This window comes from Sporosarcina sp. D27, from assembly GCF_000586555.1.
Taxonomy (GTDB): domain Bacteria; phylum Bacillota; class Bacilli; order Bacillales_A; family Planococcaceae; genus Sporosarcina.
Map to the genome: position 1 here is coordinate 80147 of NZ_AZUC01000014.1, position 17764 is coordinate 97910.

The window sequence follows — 17764 nt, forward strand, 5'->3', positions numbered from 1 at the left end:
ACTACCGATTTAATCCGACTAAAAATACTGTTTTAGTCTGGGTATGGTTTAAGTAGCTAATATATTTACACAAAAACGATTGAAAAGCGGCATGCTCTTATGATGCAAGAAGTTCATCACGAACAAGATGGCTTGAAAAATTAGGAGGTACGGATATGTCAACTGATTATGTACAACGCCTGTTTGCAGACCGTATAGGGGGTCCGCAATTTGGTTTGAAGGAAGAAACCTATAAGTTCGAAAAAATAAGGAGAGCTAAAAAAGAGGCATTGCAAGCAAATCCTCATATGAAATTGATCGACCTTGGCGTTGGCGAGCCTGATGCAATGGCAAATGAAGCAGTTGTGAAAACATTGGCGGAAGAAGCAATGAAACCTGAAAATCGTATGTATGCAGATAATGGGATTATTGAGTTTAAGCAAGCTGCGGCAAATTATATGAAACATGTATTTGGTGTGGATGATCTCAATCCGGATACAGAGATCACCCATACGATCGGGGTAAAGACGGCACTCGCGCTGTTTCCTGCAGCCTTCATTAACCCTGGTGATATTACACTTATGCCTTCGCCAAGTTATCCTATTTTAGGTACTCATACAGAATACTACGGAGGAGAAGTTGTCCATCTGCCGCTATTGGAGGAAAATTCATTTCTGCCAAAACTAGATTCATTGGATGAAAGTATTCTAAAAAAAGCGAAGCTACTGTACTTGAATTATCCGAACAACCCGACAGGAGCTATAGCAACTGAGGAATTCTTTAAGGAAGTTGTTCAATTTGCAAAGAAAAACCAATTGATCGTTGTGCACGATGCCGCTTATGCTGCTCTTGTTTTCTATGATGAAAAGCCGCTAAGCTTTCTTTCTGTACCAGGGGCAAAGGATGTTGGAATCGAGCTTCACTCATTATCCAAATCATTCAATATGACAGGCTGGCGCATCGGTTTTCTAGCAGGAAATTGGAAGCTTATCAAAGCATTTATGAATGTAAAGGACAATAGTGACTCTGGCCAATTTATTGCCATACAAAAAGCAGCGGCATATGCCCTTGCTCATCCAGAAATTACAGAACAGATTGCCGTGAAGTATTCCCGTCGACTCGATCTGTTGGTTAAAGCATTACAGGAGTGCGGCTTCAAAGCTGAAAGACCAAAAGGTTCATTTTTCTTATATACAAAGATCCCAAAAGCGATCGCAAACGGCCCGCAATTTCAGTCAGCAGAAGAATTTAGCCAATATTTAATACGTGAACATTTAATATCCAGCGTTCCGTGGGATGATGCCGGCCACTATGTGCGATTTTCAGTTACGTTTCAAGCAGAAGGCGTTGAGGAGGAAGCGCGTGTAATCGATGAGATCAAAGTAAGGCTGAATTCATCCAAGTTCATCTTTTAAAAAAGGGGGGGAGAAGATGTTTACTAAAATGCATGGATTGGGGAACTCCTTTGTGATTTTCAACCAATTAGGTGTTGCAAAGGAGTATCAAGACTATAGTCAACTTGCTCAAATAGTCTCTAATGTAAGTTTCGGTATAGGGTCTGATGGCATCATTCTAATATGCTCTTCGGACATAGCGGATTTTCGAATGAGAATTTTTAACGAGGATGGATCGGAGGGTAGGAATTGTGGCAACGGTTTACGATGTGTAGCAAAGCTTCTATTTGATCAAAAGTACGCGACAACATCATCTTTTACCATTGAAACGTTGGGTGGGGTAATGAGTGTTGAGGTGGAGGAGGATAAAGAAAAGCAGGTTCAATATGTAACTGTCGATATGGGGGAGCCCAAATTAATTAAAAGTAAAATACCGATGCAAGGTGATCCATGCACGGTATCTGTGAACGAGCCACATTCCTTTGGAGACGATGTCTATCAATTGACTTGTGTATCCATGGGAAATCCACATGCCATCTTATTTGCAGATGATGTAAAAAAAGTACCGTTAGAAATTATAGGGCCCGTAATTGAATGCTCAGATTTATTTCCTGAACGAGTAAATGTCGGCTTTGTTACTGTGATAAACAGCCAAGAAATTGAGTATCGAGTGTGGGAACGGGGATCCGGAATTACGATGGCTTGCGGAACAGGGGCGTGTGCTGCGGTAGTGGCTGCTACATTAAACGGTATGTTGGAAAGGAATCTTCCGATAATAGTTCACCTTCCCGGAGGAGACTTGACAGTAAGATGGGATGAACATGGCCACGTGTGGAAAAGAGGAGAAGCAACATATATTTGCCACGGAGAATTGGTGACATACACCAATAGCTACAGTTCGATGATCAATGAAAGAGAAAAGTAAATAAAAAAATGGGGGAATTCATATGAACAGTCAATCGATTTTAGAAATGGCAAAGGAGCATTCTGTAAGGTACATTCGCCTACAATTTACAGACTTATTCGGAACAACTAAAAATGTTGAGATCCCAATCAGTCAGTTGCCAAAAGCACTCGATAACAAAATGATGTTTGATGGCTCATCAATTGGAGGGTTTGTAAGTATCGAAGAATCGGATATGTATTTATACCCGGATTTAGATACATTTATTGTCTTACCTTGGACAGCGGAAAAAGGAAAAGTTGCACGTCTCATCTGTGATATTCATCATCCAGATGGAACGCCATTTGCAGGTGATCCTCGCAGTAATCTAAAAAGAATTTTAAACGACATGAAAGAACTTGGGTTTACGGATTTTAATGTTGGACCGGAACCAGAATTCTTCCTATTTAAACTCAATGACAAGGGTGACCCATCACTGGAATTGAATGATCATGGCGGTTATTTTGATCTTTCACCAATTGACTTAGGGGAAAACTGCCGTCGTGATATCGTCTCGGAACTGGAAGAAATGGGGTATGAGATTGAGGCTTCCCACCATGAAGTAGCACCAGGTCAGCATGAAATTGACTTTAAATACCTTAGTGCCTTAAAAGCCTGTGATGATATTCAAACCTTTAAACTTGTAGTGAGAACCGTTGCCCATAAACATGGACTACACGCGACATTTATGCCTAAACCGGTATTTTGCATAAATGGATCTGGAATGCATTGTAACTTGAGCTTATTCAAACAAGACCAAAATACTTTTTATGATCCTGACGGTTCGCTAGAAATAAGTGATACTGCAAGACATTTTGTGGCAGGAATTCTGAAGCATGCACAGGCTTTTACTGCAATAACAAATCCTACGGTTAATTCTTACAAAAGGCTAGTTCCTGGGTATGAGGCTCCATGTTATGTGGCCTGGTCAGCAAGAAACAGAAGTGCATTAATTAGAATTCCTGCATCTCGTGGAATGAGTACACGTGTAGAAGTTCGTAGTGTGGATCCTTCCGCGAACCCATATTTGGCTATGGCTGCCCTATTAGCTGCGGGATTGGATGGTATAAAAAATAAGTTAACACCTCCTGAGGCGATCAACCAAAACATCTATGAGTTGTCAAAAGAACAACGTGAAAAGTGTGGAATTATTGATTTACCATCTAATTTAGATGAGTCACTCAAGAATTTGAAAGAGGACGAAGTGATTGCTCACTCCCTAGGTAGACATTTGTTGGAACGGTTTATTGAAGCAAAAGAAATCGAATGCGATAGGTATAGGATACAAGTACACGCATGGGAACGCGATCATTATTTGTAGTAGTACGAATGAATAAAAAAAGGTTGAAAAATTTAATATGAAGGAGAAAAGTTTATGTGTGGAATAACGGGTTGGATTGATTGGCATCAAGATTTGTCACAGCAAGGTTCCATTGTGGAAAAGATGACAAATACATTGGCGAAACGAGGTCCGGATGCTTCTAATATATGGAGTTCGCGTCATCTGTTATTTGGTCACAGGCGGCTTGTAGTTGTCGATCCTGCTGGAGGTGCACAGCCGATGGTAATAGAAAAAAACAATCATACTTTTACAATCGTATATAATGGCGAGCTCTATAATACAGAAGAAATAAGAAAGGAATTATTGAAGAGGGGGCACTCTTTTCAGTCTTATTCCGATACGGAAGTGTTATTAACGGCATATATCGAGTGGAGAGAAGATTGCGTAAAGCATCTAAATGGAATTTTTGCTTTCGCAGTTTGGGATCAACACCGAGAGCAGCTATTTATGGTAAGAGATCGCCTAGGTGTTAAACCTCTGTTCTACCGTGAAGAAAATGGATCGCTCATGTTTGGTTCAGAGATTAAAGCAATACTGGCACATCCTAAAGTGAAAACGGAGGTGGACCGGGATGGTTTGCAGGAAGTGTTTGGGTTAGGACCATCTCGAACGCCTGGTCATGGTATTTTTCGGGGCATTCATGAACTTCGCCCAGCCCACGCACTGACTTTTAATCGAAATGGCTTGAAAATTTGGCGTTATTGGAATGTAGAGAGCAGAAAGCATCATCATTCGTTAGAAGAGACGGCGGAACAAGTAAAAATCCTTGTTAAGGATGCCGTTGAGCGCCAGTTAGTTGCAGATGTACCTGTTTGTACATTCCTATCTGGAGGATTAGATTCGAGTGCGATTAGTTCATTTGCTTCGGACTTCTTCAAAAAAGAGGGACGCGATACCCTTCGCACGTATTCAATAGACTACGAGCAAAACAATCAACATTTCAAAGCGAGCTCCTTTCAGCCTGATCAAGATGAGCCATGGATACAGAAAATGCAACAACATTTGGGGTCTATTCATCACTCGGCTATTATAAAAAATGATCAGCTAGTAAATCTGTTGGAAGAAGCTGTAATGATGAGAGATTTACCTGGGATGGCCGACGTAGACTCCTCATTGTTATGGTTTTGCGAACAGATAAAACAAGATTATACCGTTGCTTTATCTGGGGAGTGTGCAGATGAAATCTTTGGCGGATATCCATGGTTCTATAAAGAAGAATCGCTACATGGAAAGGGGTTTCCGTGGATACGCTCCCAATCGGAGAGACAGCAGCTGTTGCTTCCGCATTGGCAAAAGAAACTCGATTTAGAAGGGTATGTGAGGGGACGTTATCATGAAACGATAAGGGAAGTGCCTCATCTAGGAGGGGAAACCCAAATAGAAATGCGGCGCCGGGAAATGTCATATTTAAATATGATTTGGTTTATGTCTACGCTTCTGGAGAGAAAAGATCGCATGAGTATGGGATCGAGTTTAGAAGTACGGGTTCCGTTCGCTGATCACCGTATCGTTGAATATGCCTGGAACATACCATGGGAAATGAAAATGTTGAACGGTCAAGAAAAGGGGATATTACGAAAGGCGTTAGACGGAGTACTACCAAATGAAATTCTTTATCGGAAAAAGAGTCCGTACCCTAAAACACATCATCACATCTATATGAAACTCGTTAAAACTAAGTTGACTAACATCCTAGAAAATAAGACATCCCCATTACTAGAACTCGTGTCTAAACAAAAAGTCAAAGACATACTCGATTCAGACGGGTCCTCATTTAAAGATCCTTGGTTCGGTCAACTTATGACCGGCCCCCAATTCATCGCTCACCTAGCCCAAATAAATATGTGGCTAGAAAATTACAACATAAACATTATTGATAACTAATCTTCAGTGGTTTTTGTAATAACACTAAGGCAGATCACCCACTTCTAAATAAAAGTGTAGGTGTTTTTCAGTAAAATATTTTTTTAGCATGCTCTGTTCCAATGCGTTCTGTTGAACAGATTGCGACTGGAATTTCACATTCTAAAGGTATTACACAAGCATTACAAAAAAACATGTCAAACCCTTTATAAATGGGGGATTGACGTGTTTTTTGCATTTTGGACAATGCGTTAGAAAATAAAACGATTCTACACATTGCACGTCCTTTTTTGAATAAATGATCAGTATTCGTCCTGTTCAGTTTCAACGTGTTATAGAGTACGAACGACGGTAAGTTTATCCTAAATTGTGGCCTTTGATTAAGCTGTAGAAATGTTATCAGGATATCCGATTTGTAGGAACCCAAATAGCTTTTCGTACGTGTCTAAAAATAAGAGGTACAGTATATTTTTTGAAAAAATCAAGCTAAATAAATTACCAAATATTACATCTATGTATATAAATGTTGAAATGGTATATTGATTACGTTGTTTACAAATTGATTACATTTTGTTTACACTTTGTTTCAATATTTTTTCAGTCTACTAGTTTTTGGCATGCACGGACGTCAACCCACTCCAAAAAGAAAGGATGTGAAAAAACACATGCTGAATCTGTACACGGTAAATCTTGCAGAGAATAAGGCAGGTAATTTAGTGGGGGAATGGATTTCGCTTCCAACAGAAAAAGAAACGATTGATGCTCACCTGAATGCAGTGCTGGGGATTAATAAGGGGATACTCATTCATGATTATGAAAGTTCCTTCCCTATTGAAGTTGGTGAGTACGATGACATCTATGAGTTGAATCGTATAATGCAGTATCTTGAAGGGGTTGCAGAATCAGAAAGACAAATAATCGCCCTAATAGCCAAAACGAAAAAATTGGAATTAGAACAGGTAATACAAGTACATCAAGATGGAAAGTACATGGCTTTTAATTGTCATAGTTTGAAAGAACTTGGGCACTACCTTAATGACGAAGGTTTTCTCTCTTATGAAATCCCTAAAGAAGTCTTGGATTTCGTTGATATGGAAAAACTTGCATTCAATTGGTTAAACACAGGTGAATACATAGACTTATCTGATATTGGTTATTACATCACATATTAAAGCTTTTACACCAACACACATACGCAGAATAGAGGAATTATAACATGACTAATAAACAATCAAATGCAAAAGCAAAAAAACCATTTTATAAAAAATGGTGGGTATGGATTCTTGCAATAATTGTTGTGATTGCAGTATCAACTAGCGGAGACGATGAAGCTAAAATTTCTGATACAAATCCCGTAAAAGAACAACCTGCAAAAGCTGAAACGCCAGAAAAGGCAAAGCCTGAAAAGAAAGAAGAAAAGGTTGCTGGAATAGGTGAAGTTGTCAAAGTAGGCAAGGTTGAATTCACAGTAAATAGCACATCAACGGCAAAGAATGTTGGTGGCGAATACGGACAAAATGCACAAGGTACGTACTTACTTGTTAATGTAACTGTTAAAAACATAGGTAATGAATCAATCACAACTGATACGTCATTCTTCCAAATTAAAGCTGGGGAAAAAACATATGATGCTGATAGTACTGCATCCATCTATGCGAACGAAGCAACTGATTTCTTCCTTCAGCAAGTAAACCCTGATTTATCAGCAACGGGCGTTGTAGTCTTTGATGTATCCGATGAATTAATTGCAAACCCTGAATTAATGTTACAGGTACAGACTGGATTCTTCGGTACTGAAACGGGACTCATTAAGATTGGTCAGTAAGTATTGATAATAAATAGATGGTGGTTTGTTAGGTCTAACCTTTCAAATCACCATTTTTTTTGTGCAATAATTCTTGAACTATTATTCGATAAGCTTCACCATCATATTTCATACTACTTTTCAGTGGGCTCTATTTTTACTTTCTACTTAATTTTGCATTCTATCTTGTTAACTTCTAATAACTAGCAGGCAAGGCGTTTTGTTGGTATCACTTTGGGAATCAGTACTTTGTGAATAAGCATCCATTATTTCATATGATACTGAATGGAAATATATTGAAGTGTGGAAAACATAATTTCGTCTTATCGTAGTTTATGGATAGATATGCAACTTTTTAAAGCTTTGTTATACTTGCGGTGTAATGATAGTTGAATATCGTTCGGACTATTTACTGGGGGTGGGTAAACATGACAAAGAAACAATCGTATAGTAATTATGATGCGAAGGGGTATCCCGAACTTCATCTGGGGTATGCAGATGTGATTTTACTCGGGCAATGGGATGGATTATCTAATGCGTTGTATTCGTTACACAAAGGAGAAAACTTATGGGTTCAGTTTAACGTAGATACAGATGTTGGAGTTGTTGAAAAGTATACGCTTTTAAACGGAACTGTTGAGATATTATATGAAGGAATACGTCGTGATTTTCAATTGGGAGAAACCATTGACGCATCACAGTATGAAAAAATTATATTATTTCACGCTTTGTCGGATGCGGAAATACTAATTAAAACCACTGTTGAAATTTTTGAACCTGATTTTTTTGAAACACAAGTTTTACAAGAAGAAGCGGATGCAATTGAAAAACTGGACGGTTATACTTATATGCATTGCAATCGAATCAAGAACTACTCTATTGAAGTATGGACGGAACTCGATATGCCAACAAGTCTTTTGCAGACGCTAAGATGGGGAGCGTATTTTCATGACATTGGAAAACTCATGGTGCCATTAGAAATACTTAACAAGCCAGGATCATTGACAGTTGAAGAATGGGATATTATGAAAGCTCATACAATTAAGGGTGCTAAAATGATGCGCAATCATAAAGTGGACATGCTAAGGAAATCAGCCTTCATTGTAGAACAACATCACGAACGATATGACGGTAAAGGGTATCCGTTTGGACTGAAGGGTGACGAGATATCACTTGAAGCATCGATTGTTAGCGTTGTCGATTCGTTTGACGCAATGACCACGGAACGTGCTTACAAAAAAGCATTACCCATCAAAGATGCCATACAAGAACTAGTTGCAGGGAGAGGGACGCAACTCAATCCAAAAGCTGTGGATGCATTCCTTGCTGTGCTGGAGAAAAAGCAAAATAGATGGAAGTAACCTCCGAAAGTATAAGAGCACGTTAAATTAAATCGGAGTCATCCAATACAAACTGGAGGATGAGTATGAAAACACATAATATGATAACACAACAAAATGTAGTCCAGCCTAACTACGATATTAGCGAGAGAGAAATTTCTTTTGACGTTTATATTAGTGCTGATCAACAAGTGTGTATCCTCGGAACGGTGGACAATAACTACATAAGCTGGTGTTCAATTACGACAATAGATGATATTGAAGAGAATGCTGCAATTTTTAATTTTGTCTCTATTCAGCCTATCAGCACCGTATCGAGCATGTACAAAGTACTTGGTGCTAACTATAAAGAAGTGTCCGAGTGGCACAGACTGCATATCGAAAAACGTCAGTACAACAATCAGAACTATTATTATTCCCCTGCTACTCCAATTTACTTTAAAGACAGCAAATCGTTCGCACATGAGATTAAACGATTTTACACACAAGAAAAATTGAAATGTGATTATAGATTACTCGACAACACCTATATCGTTCTTTTAGAAAAGTATAAACATCTGTTACATAAAGACCATCCGGATCCTCAATATTACATTGAAATGAAACCAGTAATTCACATCTTGGAGGATGAAAGTTACATCAAATTATGTACCGATTCGGAAGTCAGAAAGCTCTACGCTGACTGTATGGACGGTGCTCGAATTCTTTATAATCGATATATGAATGACGCCCATTAATCATTTAATGATTGGACTTTTAAAAACTCCATTAATAAATAATAGGCGTTGGACTATTACACGAGTCAAAAGCGTTATATTGGATAACACATATAATTACAGCACTCAGAAGCAGTTTCTCACCAATCACGAAAATTGTGTTCATGGGTACTATTTGTATGAATCCACCCGCTTTTCGCTCATTAAATCACTCACCGTACCTAGATGGATTCCTCTCTTTTTGATCCCTTCAATTATTGCAGCAAGCCCCTCAGCTGTTGGTTTTGTGGGATGCATAAGTACCATGGAGCCATTTTCAATCTTTGATAAAACTCGTGTGACCATCTCAGACGTTTCTGGTTTTTTCCAGTCGACCGTGTCCGTCGTCCAAAGGATGGTTTTCATCTTCAGTTCATGTGCAACGTCAATAGTCACCTGATTAAAACTCCCGCTTGGCGGTGCAAACCACTTCGGTTTTACGCCCAATGTCGCTTCAATGACCTCGTTTGTTTTCTCTAATTCAACCCATGTTTCTTCACGAGAACGATTGGCGAGATCAGGATGACTATAAGCGTGATTACCGATCTCATGTCCCTCAAGACTGATCATTGTTAAAATGTCGGGGTTCCGTTTCACCCAACTGCCATCAAAGAAAAAAGTAGCCTTTACATCAGACTCTTTTAACGTTTTTAACATATTTGGTATATGCTCCTCGCCCCATGCAACATTGATTAATAACGCGGCTAGCGGTTTTTCAGGATTGCCTTTATAAATAGGTGAAGGAGGAAGATCCTCTAGATGAACTTTTGGGGAAACCTCTTTAAAGACGAGATGTTCAGTATTGAAATTGTTGTTATCTAACATTTTTTGATAGGACTTCTCGATGTCGACAGTCAAACCGTTGTATCCTGGAATGGCCTTCCACACCCGGTCAATCTTCGCATCGATAGGCTTTATTTCATACTCCTTTGCATAGGATTGGATTGCTTTTGTAGAAACATCAGTTCCACCGTCTGTCGCCATCATGGTTTCTTTTAAAGCGGGATTTTTTTCATTGCCAACAATTATGATAGCTAAGCAAATTATTATTACAAACACCATTAGAACAAATTGTTTCATAATAACCTCCAGTATAGAAGTTGTAGTCAATCTATTCTGGTATGCCCGTAGTTTGACTATTAATACTGAAACTGAAAGTACATTTGTATTCCAAGGCTTTTTTGAATAAATGCTCATCGTCTACAATGATGGTTTTGGACGATTGAGTCATTTTGACGAGTTTTTCTAGATTGTAGGTATATAGAGAATACGAAAAGACCGAATCTGTTTGTTTTGACAGATTCGGCCAGACACATTGAAGCAAAATGGATCCTTGAAAAACGTTATTGACGATTTTCTTTCGATTCACTTTCTAGACGATTAAATTTTATTTCATGATCCGCGGTCTTATGATTCACGAACTTAATATCTGCTTCTATTCTTTTGAATCCTTCATGGGTCTCATTAAAACGCTGCGTCATTTCTTCTCGCGTGCCCCTCTGCCCACTTTGAATAAGTTGAAGAGCAGTCTTCGTTTCCGAACGAAACTCTTTTAGCTCAACTTCCAAACTACCAATACGTTGGTCCATCCTATCTAAACGATGATGTATAGGCTGGAGAGCGTCATCCAAGACGGATTTCAACGTGTTGATTAATTCCTTGTCCATGTTTTTCCTCCTCCCTTTTTTGCTGGTTAACTCACATATTTCCTATAAAATCCATTAGTATCCACCCGAGTGTATCCGATTTGTATTAGAACCAGAATACCACAGTTAGCGAATTTCCTACACCAAATTCAAACGTAAAGTTGCATTGGAATCTCAATGCCTAAAGATGCAACTTCCTTCATTAACAGCTACAATTAAAGTAGTTGGACACGCACCAGTTCGTAAAGGAGTGACACCATATGCAAAGTTACATAGTGATGCAAGGACGTACTTATCACGAAGAGAAAGAATTAGGAATTCTCTGGTCCTTGCAACAAGACAGTGCAGGAAATGTCCAGCATTTCTGGGAACGGATGAAAGAAGTCAATGTGGGAGATCGTATTTTCCATTATGTAAAAGGGGATATTGTCGCAATTAGTATAGCGAAAACCGGATACAGGGAAGAACGAAAGCCAACCCCAATTCATCTACCAGGCAATGAAAACGATAAAGGCTATCTAGTAGAGGCAGATTACTATGAATTTGATAAGCCATTAACCATCATAGATGTTTTCGATGAGATTCTCCCACTTCTGCCTGTAAAGTATTCACCGTTTCAAGAGAATGCCAATGGAAATCAGGGCTATCTCTATCCGTGCAACGATGAACTCACCATTAAACTAGTAGAGCTAATCAGCGACTTGAACATTTACGAAATCGATGAAGAGCAATTGGAATTTGTATTGGGAACCGTGCGAAAGACGGAACACGATTTCCTCACTCCAATCCTCGCTGAAACCGAAGCAGAAGCAAAAACGAAAGTCCGACTTGGCCACCAGCGATTCCGAAACGAACTCATGCCACTTTGGAACGATAAATGCGCACTCTGCGACATCGAGTTGCTCGAACTGCTTCAGGCAAGCTACGCAAAACCATGGAAAGACAGCAGCAACAACGAGCGTATTGATCCAAACAATGGAATCTTACTGTGTCGCAACCATGATGCTTTGTATAACAATGGTCTAATTGCATTTGATGGGCAAGGGAAGATTCATATTTCAGCGAGTATCCCTGAAGAGGATTACAACAAGTATGGTCTTCATGGAAAGTTGCGGGTGAGTAGAACCGAGGAGAATAAACCTTATTTGAAGTGGCATAAGAAGCATATATTTAAGGAATAATTTTTGTTTGAAACAGCTGAAGTATCTGAGTAGTGAAACAGTATAATTAATATTCAGAATAGAATTGGAATGCTTATTGGTCTCTTGTACAATGGCAGTAACATTAATCGGCAGAGAGTGAATTCGTGTGATTCGTTATATGGTATGAACAACATTATTGGGTTCCTTTTTAACGAGCAATACAACAAATAATAAGGAATCCAGGAGGAATCAGTATGAATATAGAAGCCATCTCAACTTATTTGGATGAAAAGCAAAAGGAACTCTCATTTTCCGGTGCCTTTTATGGTCGGAAAGGGGATAACATCATCACAGGTAGCCACGGATACGCAAACTGGTCAGACAAAATAGAAAATCAGCTTAACACACGTTTTTCAATTGCTTCCGGCTGCAAGATCTTCACAGCAACCGCAATTTGCATGCTTATTGAAGAAGGAAAGCTCACGTTCGACTCGAAACTAAGCGATTGCGTCGCTATTGAATTTCCTCATTTCAACAGCGAGATTACGATTCACCAGCTACTGACGCATACATCGGGTGTACCGGATTATTTCAACGAAGACGTCATGGAAGATTATGAGGAACTGTGGGAAAAACGTTCAGCATACAACGTGCGTTCACCAAAGGATTTCCTTCCGCTCTTTCAACATGAACCTATGCAAGCAGAACCTGGCCGCTCGTTTCAATACAACAATTCAGGCTACATCTTGCTAGGACTCATCATTGAGCATGTAGCTAAGATCCGCTTTACTGAATTTGTAGAAGATCGGATCTTCCGAAAAGCAGACATGCAAGACTCCGGATACTTCGAGATGGATCGATTGCCTGCACGAACAGCGCTCGGCTATATTGAAAATGCCACTGGCACTTGGAAGACCAATATCTACTCATTGCCAGCTAAAGGCGGTCCAGATGGTGGAGCATACACAACTGTTTCAGACATGGCGAAGTTCTGGGATGCTCTGACAACGAAGAAGTTGCTGTCTGAAGAAATGACCGCGAATCTAGTGAAACCTCGTGAAGTAGTAGATGAAGACAGGCTGATCTATTACGGATATGGCGGCTACATGAAAGTAGATCATCAGCACAACGTCGTCAAATATATTCAGATGGGTTACGACCCTGGCGTCAACTTCCGCGCTGCTTATGCACCTAAAGAAGAAGCGATGATTGTCGTGTGTTCCAATAAATCTGACGGTGCGTTTGCGATGTTGAAGGAAATTGAGGGAGTACTAGAGTTGAAAATATAATAAGAACGTACTTAGGGCTATTGGGGAAGTCATATTTACTTTTCCTGATAGCTTTTTACCGCTATAATACTGTTCAATTCCAAATCGTTTCTTATCGCGATTTGGAATTGTTTCAAAGCTGCCCAGTACACTTAAAGGATTTTATTGGTTCCGACTCTTTTGCCACTTTTTCTTCAGACGACTATCATAAAACGCCCAACCGGAAAACGCGCTGACAGCCAATAACATCGAGTAGAGGAGTATTTCCCAGGTCATGTTCATCTGGAAGAAGTCCTTGAAAGAAGTGGCCTGGACGAATACATCGTAAGGATTTGCATTGTTGAAAGTGATCGGCATTTTGTCTCCAATATCGTATTGTTGGTAAGTGTTCCGTGTGACATTTTTGATAACCTGGATATTGTGTCCATCCTGATCTTCGAAGGAAACGGTCAGTTCATAAATCGAGTCTTGGTATTTGCGGTAGGTGACATCCGAATATCGGTCAAAAATCATGGCATCTGTGTCCGTCTTTCCGAACGGCAGCAATTTTTGAACCAAGTTCCAACCAAAACGCCCTAAGAAGAATAGAAAAAACAGAAGTATAACACTTACTATCCCCCAGCCTTTTCCTTCTTTCTCCCGTTTCTCCCGTTTCTCCCGTTTCAACCGTTTTGGTTTCACGTTTCGCTTGTATGATCTATTTTGCTCCAACCGATCCAGTGCTGGAAAGGAAAGCACCGTCGCGACGAGGCAACAGAACGCAAAAAATCCTAGGGTGAGAATACCGGTCAGGTAAAAGATACTGTCTATGACAATATCGTGTATCGTCGAAAAATTAGACGGACCTGATGAGTATCCGGATAGTGAATCATCCTTCTCGATCTCCATCATCTGCCTTTTAGAAATCCGGTTGAGAATCTGTGATTCTTTACCGTTCGGCAGTATGACCCGCACGTAATATGAGGGCGGAGTGAATAAACCTTTCGCTCCTGTCTTTTCAGTAACCGTCACTGACGTCGGATCTGCTGAGAATAAATTGTATTCTTCCAGGTAGGACGACGTCAGCCCCCACGTCAGCAAGCTTAACAGTAGCGTGACGGCTGCGAGTCCAGCAATTTCTTTTATCCTCTCCATTTGCCACACTCCCGAATGCTTATTACCCTTATCGTAGCGGATTGCTTACCGGATGAACAGGACTCAAATTGTTTGAATGCTTAAAAATGTAACATTCCACCACCACCTCCGTCTAACTTGTCAAAGGAGACTGAACTATGAAAAATATGATCTTAATGGCTGGCATAACCATTGCATTATTGTTAGGTGGATGCGGAACAGCTGGGACTGACCGGGCAACAGACATCAGTTCCGTTAAGCAGGATGACGGGGGGACGATCAAAACCGTAAGCGGACGTGACATTATTGCAGAACTGAAACAGTCTGTCGAAGAGTCGCCTCAGCGCGATTTGATAGCTCAGGAGCAATTGACGAGTACGGATTACACGGATGGTTATTTCGGGAAGCCATCAAAGGAATTGGAAGAGGACGTGGCGGTCCAGGCGATTGAAGGTCCAGTTGCAATTAACGCAGTCGAAGAAGTTTACGGTGCCGATGGAGGATTTGATAAGGAGGGACTGCTCTTCTTTGAAAATCAGCACGATGGCGCTGCGCAGTCGGGGATTTGGATTGGGCTGAAAGACCCTGACACGCGATTGCAACAGGTTCTCGACATCTTGCAGCAGAAAGTCGATGCGGGAGAGATCTTGGCGGAACCGATTTATATTTTCCGCAGTCCGCATACGCAGCATGAATTATATGTTAAGCAAGATAAAGTTGCGAAAGCGGTGGATGAACTATTCGACGACCGTGGTTCCTATTCAGTTTCCGTAGATACGATTTCAGGAGCAATATCAATCGGTCACGACTTTTTGAAAACTGAACAGCAACAGGTACTGGAAAAACAATTCCCTGATTATGCGTTAAATTTTAAGCAGGAAGGTAGCATGGTTGCAGAGCCAGGACAGTCTTCGATTATCAAACCAAAAAAAATCGAAACTGAGACACCTGTGGAAGAAGGCGGATTTGTCTTAGAGACTTCAAACGGCAGTTTTTTGGTCGCAGGAGGAACAGAAGGTGCGGTGAGCTATTCATTCCCCGAAGCCGATCAGCTAACAGTCGGGCAGCGCGTAAAAGTGGAAGCGACCGGCGCAATTGCTGAGTCATATCCCGGGCAAGGTACAGCGAAGTTCGTCGAAATACTTCCTGATTATCGCCCTGCAGGTGCTATGATTTCGGAATCACAAGTCGTTGAGAAAGCGATTCAGGAGAATGCAAATGATTTTATTGTCATCGATAAAGTGAGCTTTGACACGGCACGCAGCGTTTGGACACTAACACTGAACGATGAGAGGGTGTTGGAGATTGAAGACAGGTGAATGAGGAATAGATAGCTTTACTTTGCATGACACAACTCAGGAAAGGTTCGGAATTTTTTCTGAAATGCATAGTACAGCCCTTTGATTTATAAAGCCTAAAAGCTGAAATTACTTAAGAATAAATAGTAATATCAGCTTTTTTAGTATATAACTATCTCAACACGCATAAATAATAGATAGGATACTACAAAAAAACTCATAAGTATTCTGATATTAAAAAACTATTACTCAATTATAAAAACTTGTGTTAAAATTAATCCTCAGTCAACTTTGATGAAAAATTTGCATATGTTTACTCAATAGAGAGGGACGATTGTACGTTTTTATCGGAGGGGTTTGAAAAAAGTTTAAGGGGGATAGCTATGAAGAATCTATTTGCTAAGTGGAATCAAATTAGTCTAGTAAAAAGAATTGGTATTGGTATTATTCTTGGTATTATTTTAGCCTTAACGGTGCCTGCTGCAAGTGGGATCACTATTTTTGGTTCATTATTCGTCGGTGCATTAAAAGCAGTAGCGCCAGTTCTAGTATTATTTTTAGTCATGTACGCACTTGCTGCGCATAAACGTGGAACGAAAACCAATATGAAAACGGTTCTTGCTCTATATGCAATTGGTACACTCCTCGCAGGGATTGTCGCTGTTGCAGTTAGTTTTATATTCCCAGTTACACTAACGTTGACTAAAGGAGCGGAAGGACTTACTCCTCCAGAAGGTATTGTCGAGGTTCTTCAAACATTACTCTTTAATATGGTATCCAATCCAGTCGATGCTTTACTGAATGCGAACTATCTAGGTATTTTAATGTGGGCAGTTGTTCTGGGTCTTGCACTAAAAAGTGCAAATCAAAACACGAAAGACATGTTAGGCAGTGTTTCAGATGCCATCACTAAAGTTGTACAATGGGTCATCAATCTAGCACCAATTGGTATTATGGGACTTGTATTTGATGCGATTGTAACAACGGGTCTATCTGCTTTACTCGTATACGGGAAACTCGTTTTAATTTTAGTGGGATGTATGTTGTTCATTGCACTTGTTGTGAATCCGTTAATCGTCTATATCTATATACGCAGAAATCCATATCCATTAGTGTTCAAAGTTTTAAAAGAAAGCGGTCTCACAGCATTCTTTACACGCAGTTCAGCTGCAAACATCCCTGTAAATATGAAATTGTGTGAAGAGCTTGGCTTGGATGAAGATACGTACGCAGTATCCATTCCTTTAGGGGCTACGATTAATATGGCGGGAGCAGCCGTTACGATTGCTGTACTCACGCTTGCAGCAGTCAACACGCTTGATATTCATGTTGACTTCATGACAGCGCTTTTGCTTTCTGTCATTGCAGCCGTTTCTGCAGCAGGTGCTTCAGGAGTTGCGGGGGGATCACTTCTATTGATCCCGCTGGCATGTAGTTTGTTTGGAGTACCGAATGAGATTGCTATGCAAGTCGTAGGTGTAGGCTTTATCATCGGGGTTGTTCAAGACTCGTGTGAAACTGCATTGAACTCGTCGACTGACGTGTTGTTCACGGCTACCGCTGAGTATGCTAAAGAGTATAAGGAGAGTAAAGTAGGTAACGCTGCTACTTTGAAGTCGTAAGGGATATAGGTATAAAAGAGACTACAATTACCGGAGATGATCTGGTGATTGTAGTCTCTTTTATTGTAGAGAGATAGTTTGCAGCATCGCCCGCTTTATTGAAAAAAAGTAAGCTGAATTATGAAAGTCCAGGTCTGTTTAGGAATAAACAGTTCTGTATTTTTTTGATGAAATGAAAAACTACATAGTTTTGTCGATTTATCAAGTATTGTGACAATTTTAGATTACTGGTAAGATGTGGATAGAACTAGAATC

General features: G+C 40.1%; 15 protein-coding genes. 12 read left to right on the forward strand and 3 right to left on the reverse strand.

Annotated elements, in window-relative coordinates; genetic code table 11:
- Positions 1-155 precede the first annotated feature (155 nt).
- From N693_RS0103135 to N693_RS0103170, 8 genes are all read left to right on the forward strand, one after another.
- Positions 156-1394 carry an LL-diaminopimelate aminotransferase gene (locus tag N693_RS0103135; protein ID WP_025783324.1) on the forward strand — a complete coding sequence of 413 codons (1239 nt, stop codon included), beginning with the start codon at positions 156-158 and terminating at the stop codon, positions 1392-1394.
- 16 nt (positions 1395-1410) lie between these two features.
- Positions 1411-2298 (forward strand): diaminopimelate epimerase, encoded by an 888-nt coding sequence (dapF, locus tag N693_RS0103140; RefSeq protein WP_025783325.1) that lies wholly within the window; start codon positions 1411-1413, stop codon positions 2296-2298.
- Positions 2299-2320: 22 nt separating this feature from the next.
- A complete protein-coding gene (gene glnA / locus N693_RS0103145) occupies positions 2321-3637 on the forward strand; it encodes a type I glutamate--ammonia ligase (protein ID WP_025783326.1) in 1317 nt (438 codons plus the stop codon).
- Positions 3638-3691: 54 nt separating this feature from the next.
- The gene (gene asnB / locus N693_RS0103150) at positions 3692-5542 is read left to right on the forward strand and encodes an asparagine synthase (glutamine-hydrolyzing) (RefSeq protein WP_025783327.1); all 1851 of its coding nucleotides are present in this window, start codon (positions 3692-3694) and stop codon (positions 5540-5542) included.
- Positions 5543-6138: 596 nt separating this feature from the next.
- Complete coding sequence (locus N693_RS19580; RefSeq protein WP_081760037.1) at positions 6139-6693, forward strand: antirestriction protein ArdA; 555 nt, start codon at positions 6139-6141, stop codon at positions 6691-6693.
- Between the two features lie 44 nt (positions 6694-6737).
- On the forward strand, positions 6738-7346 hold the full coding sequence (locus N693_RS0103160) for a DUF4352 domain-containing protein (RefSeq protein ID WP_025783329.1): 609 nt from the start codon (positions 6738-6740) through the stop codon (positions 7344-7346).
- A 407-nt stretch (positions 7347-7753) separates the two neighbouring features.
- Positions 7754-8686, forward strand: coding sequence for an HD-GYP domain-containing protein (locus tag N693_RS0103165; protein ID WP_025783330.1), 933 nt, complete (start codon positions 7754-7756; stop codon positions 8684-8686).
- A gap of 65 nt (positions 8687-8751) precedes the next feature.
- Positions 8752-9402 (forward strand): hypothetical protein, encoded by a 651-nt coding sequence (locus tag N693_RS0103170; protein WP_025783331.1) that lies wholly within the window; start codon positions 8752-8754, stop codon positions 9400-9402.
- 150 nt (positions 9403-9552) lie between these two features.
- Here the strand turns inward: N693_RS0103170 and N693_RS0103175 are convergent, their stop codons facing one another.
- Together N693_RS0103175 and N693_RS0103180 are read right to left on the reverse strand one after the other, a co-directional pair.
- Positions 9553-10503, reverse strand: a complete 951-nt coding sequence (locus N693_RS0103175; protein ID WP_081760070.1) for a polysaccharide deacetylase family protein — start codon at positions 10501-10503, stop codon at positions 9553-9555.
- A gap of 260 nt (positions 10504-10763) precedes the next feature.
- Entirely contained in the window at positions 10764-11087 is a 324-nt protein-coding gene (locus tag N693_RS0103180) for a hypothetical protein (protein WP_025783333.1), read from the reverse strand.
- Between the two features lie 239 nt (positions 11088-11326).
- Between N693_RS0103180 and N693_RS0103185 the strand changes: the two genes are divergently transcribed.
- Entirely contained in the window at positions 11327-12247 is a 921-nt protein-coding gene (locus N693_RS0103185; protein ID WP_025783334.1) for an HNH endonuclease, read from the forward strand.
- Between the two features lie 215 nt (positions 12248-12462).
- Entirely contained in the window at positions 12463-13497 is a 1035-nt protein-coding gene (locus tag N693_RS0103190) for a serine hydrolase (RefSeq protein ID WP_025783335.1), read from the forward strand.
- Positions 13498-13638: 141 nt separating this feature from the next.
- Here N693_RS0103190 and N693_RS0103195 read toward each other — a convergent pair whose 3' ends face one another.
- The gene (locus tag N693_RS0103195) at positions 13639-14610 is read right to left on the reverse strand and encodes a hypothetical protein (RefSeq protein ID WP_025783336.1); all 972 of its coding nucleotides are present in this window, start codon (positions 14608-14610) and stop codon (positions 13639-13641) included.
- A 137-nt stretch (positions 14611-14747) separates the two neighbouring features.
- Here N693_RS0103195 and N693_RS0103200 point away from each other — a divergent pair, with 137 nt between their 5' ends.
- Together N693_RS0103200 and sstT are read left to right on the forward strand one after the other, a co-directional pair.
- Positions 14748-15908 carry a DUF3221 domain-containing protein gene (locus N693_RS0103200; protein ID WP_025783337.1) on the forward strand — a complete coding sequence of 387 codons (1161 nt, stop codon included), beginning with the start codon at positions 14748-14750 and terminating at the stop codon, positions 15906-15908.
- Between the two features lie 362 nt (positions 15909-16270).
- On the forward strand, positions 16271-17509 hold the full coding sequence (gene sstT, locus N693_RS0103205) for a serine/threonine transporter SstT (RefSeq protein WP_025783338.1): 1239 nt from the start codon (positions 16271-16273) through the stop codon (positions 17507-17509).
- Positions 17510-17764: the final 255 nt, after the last annotated feature.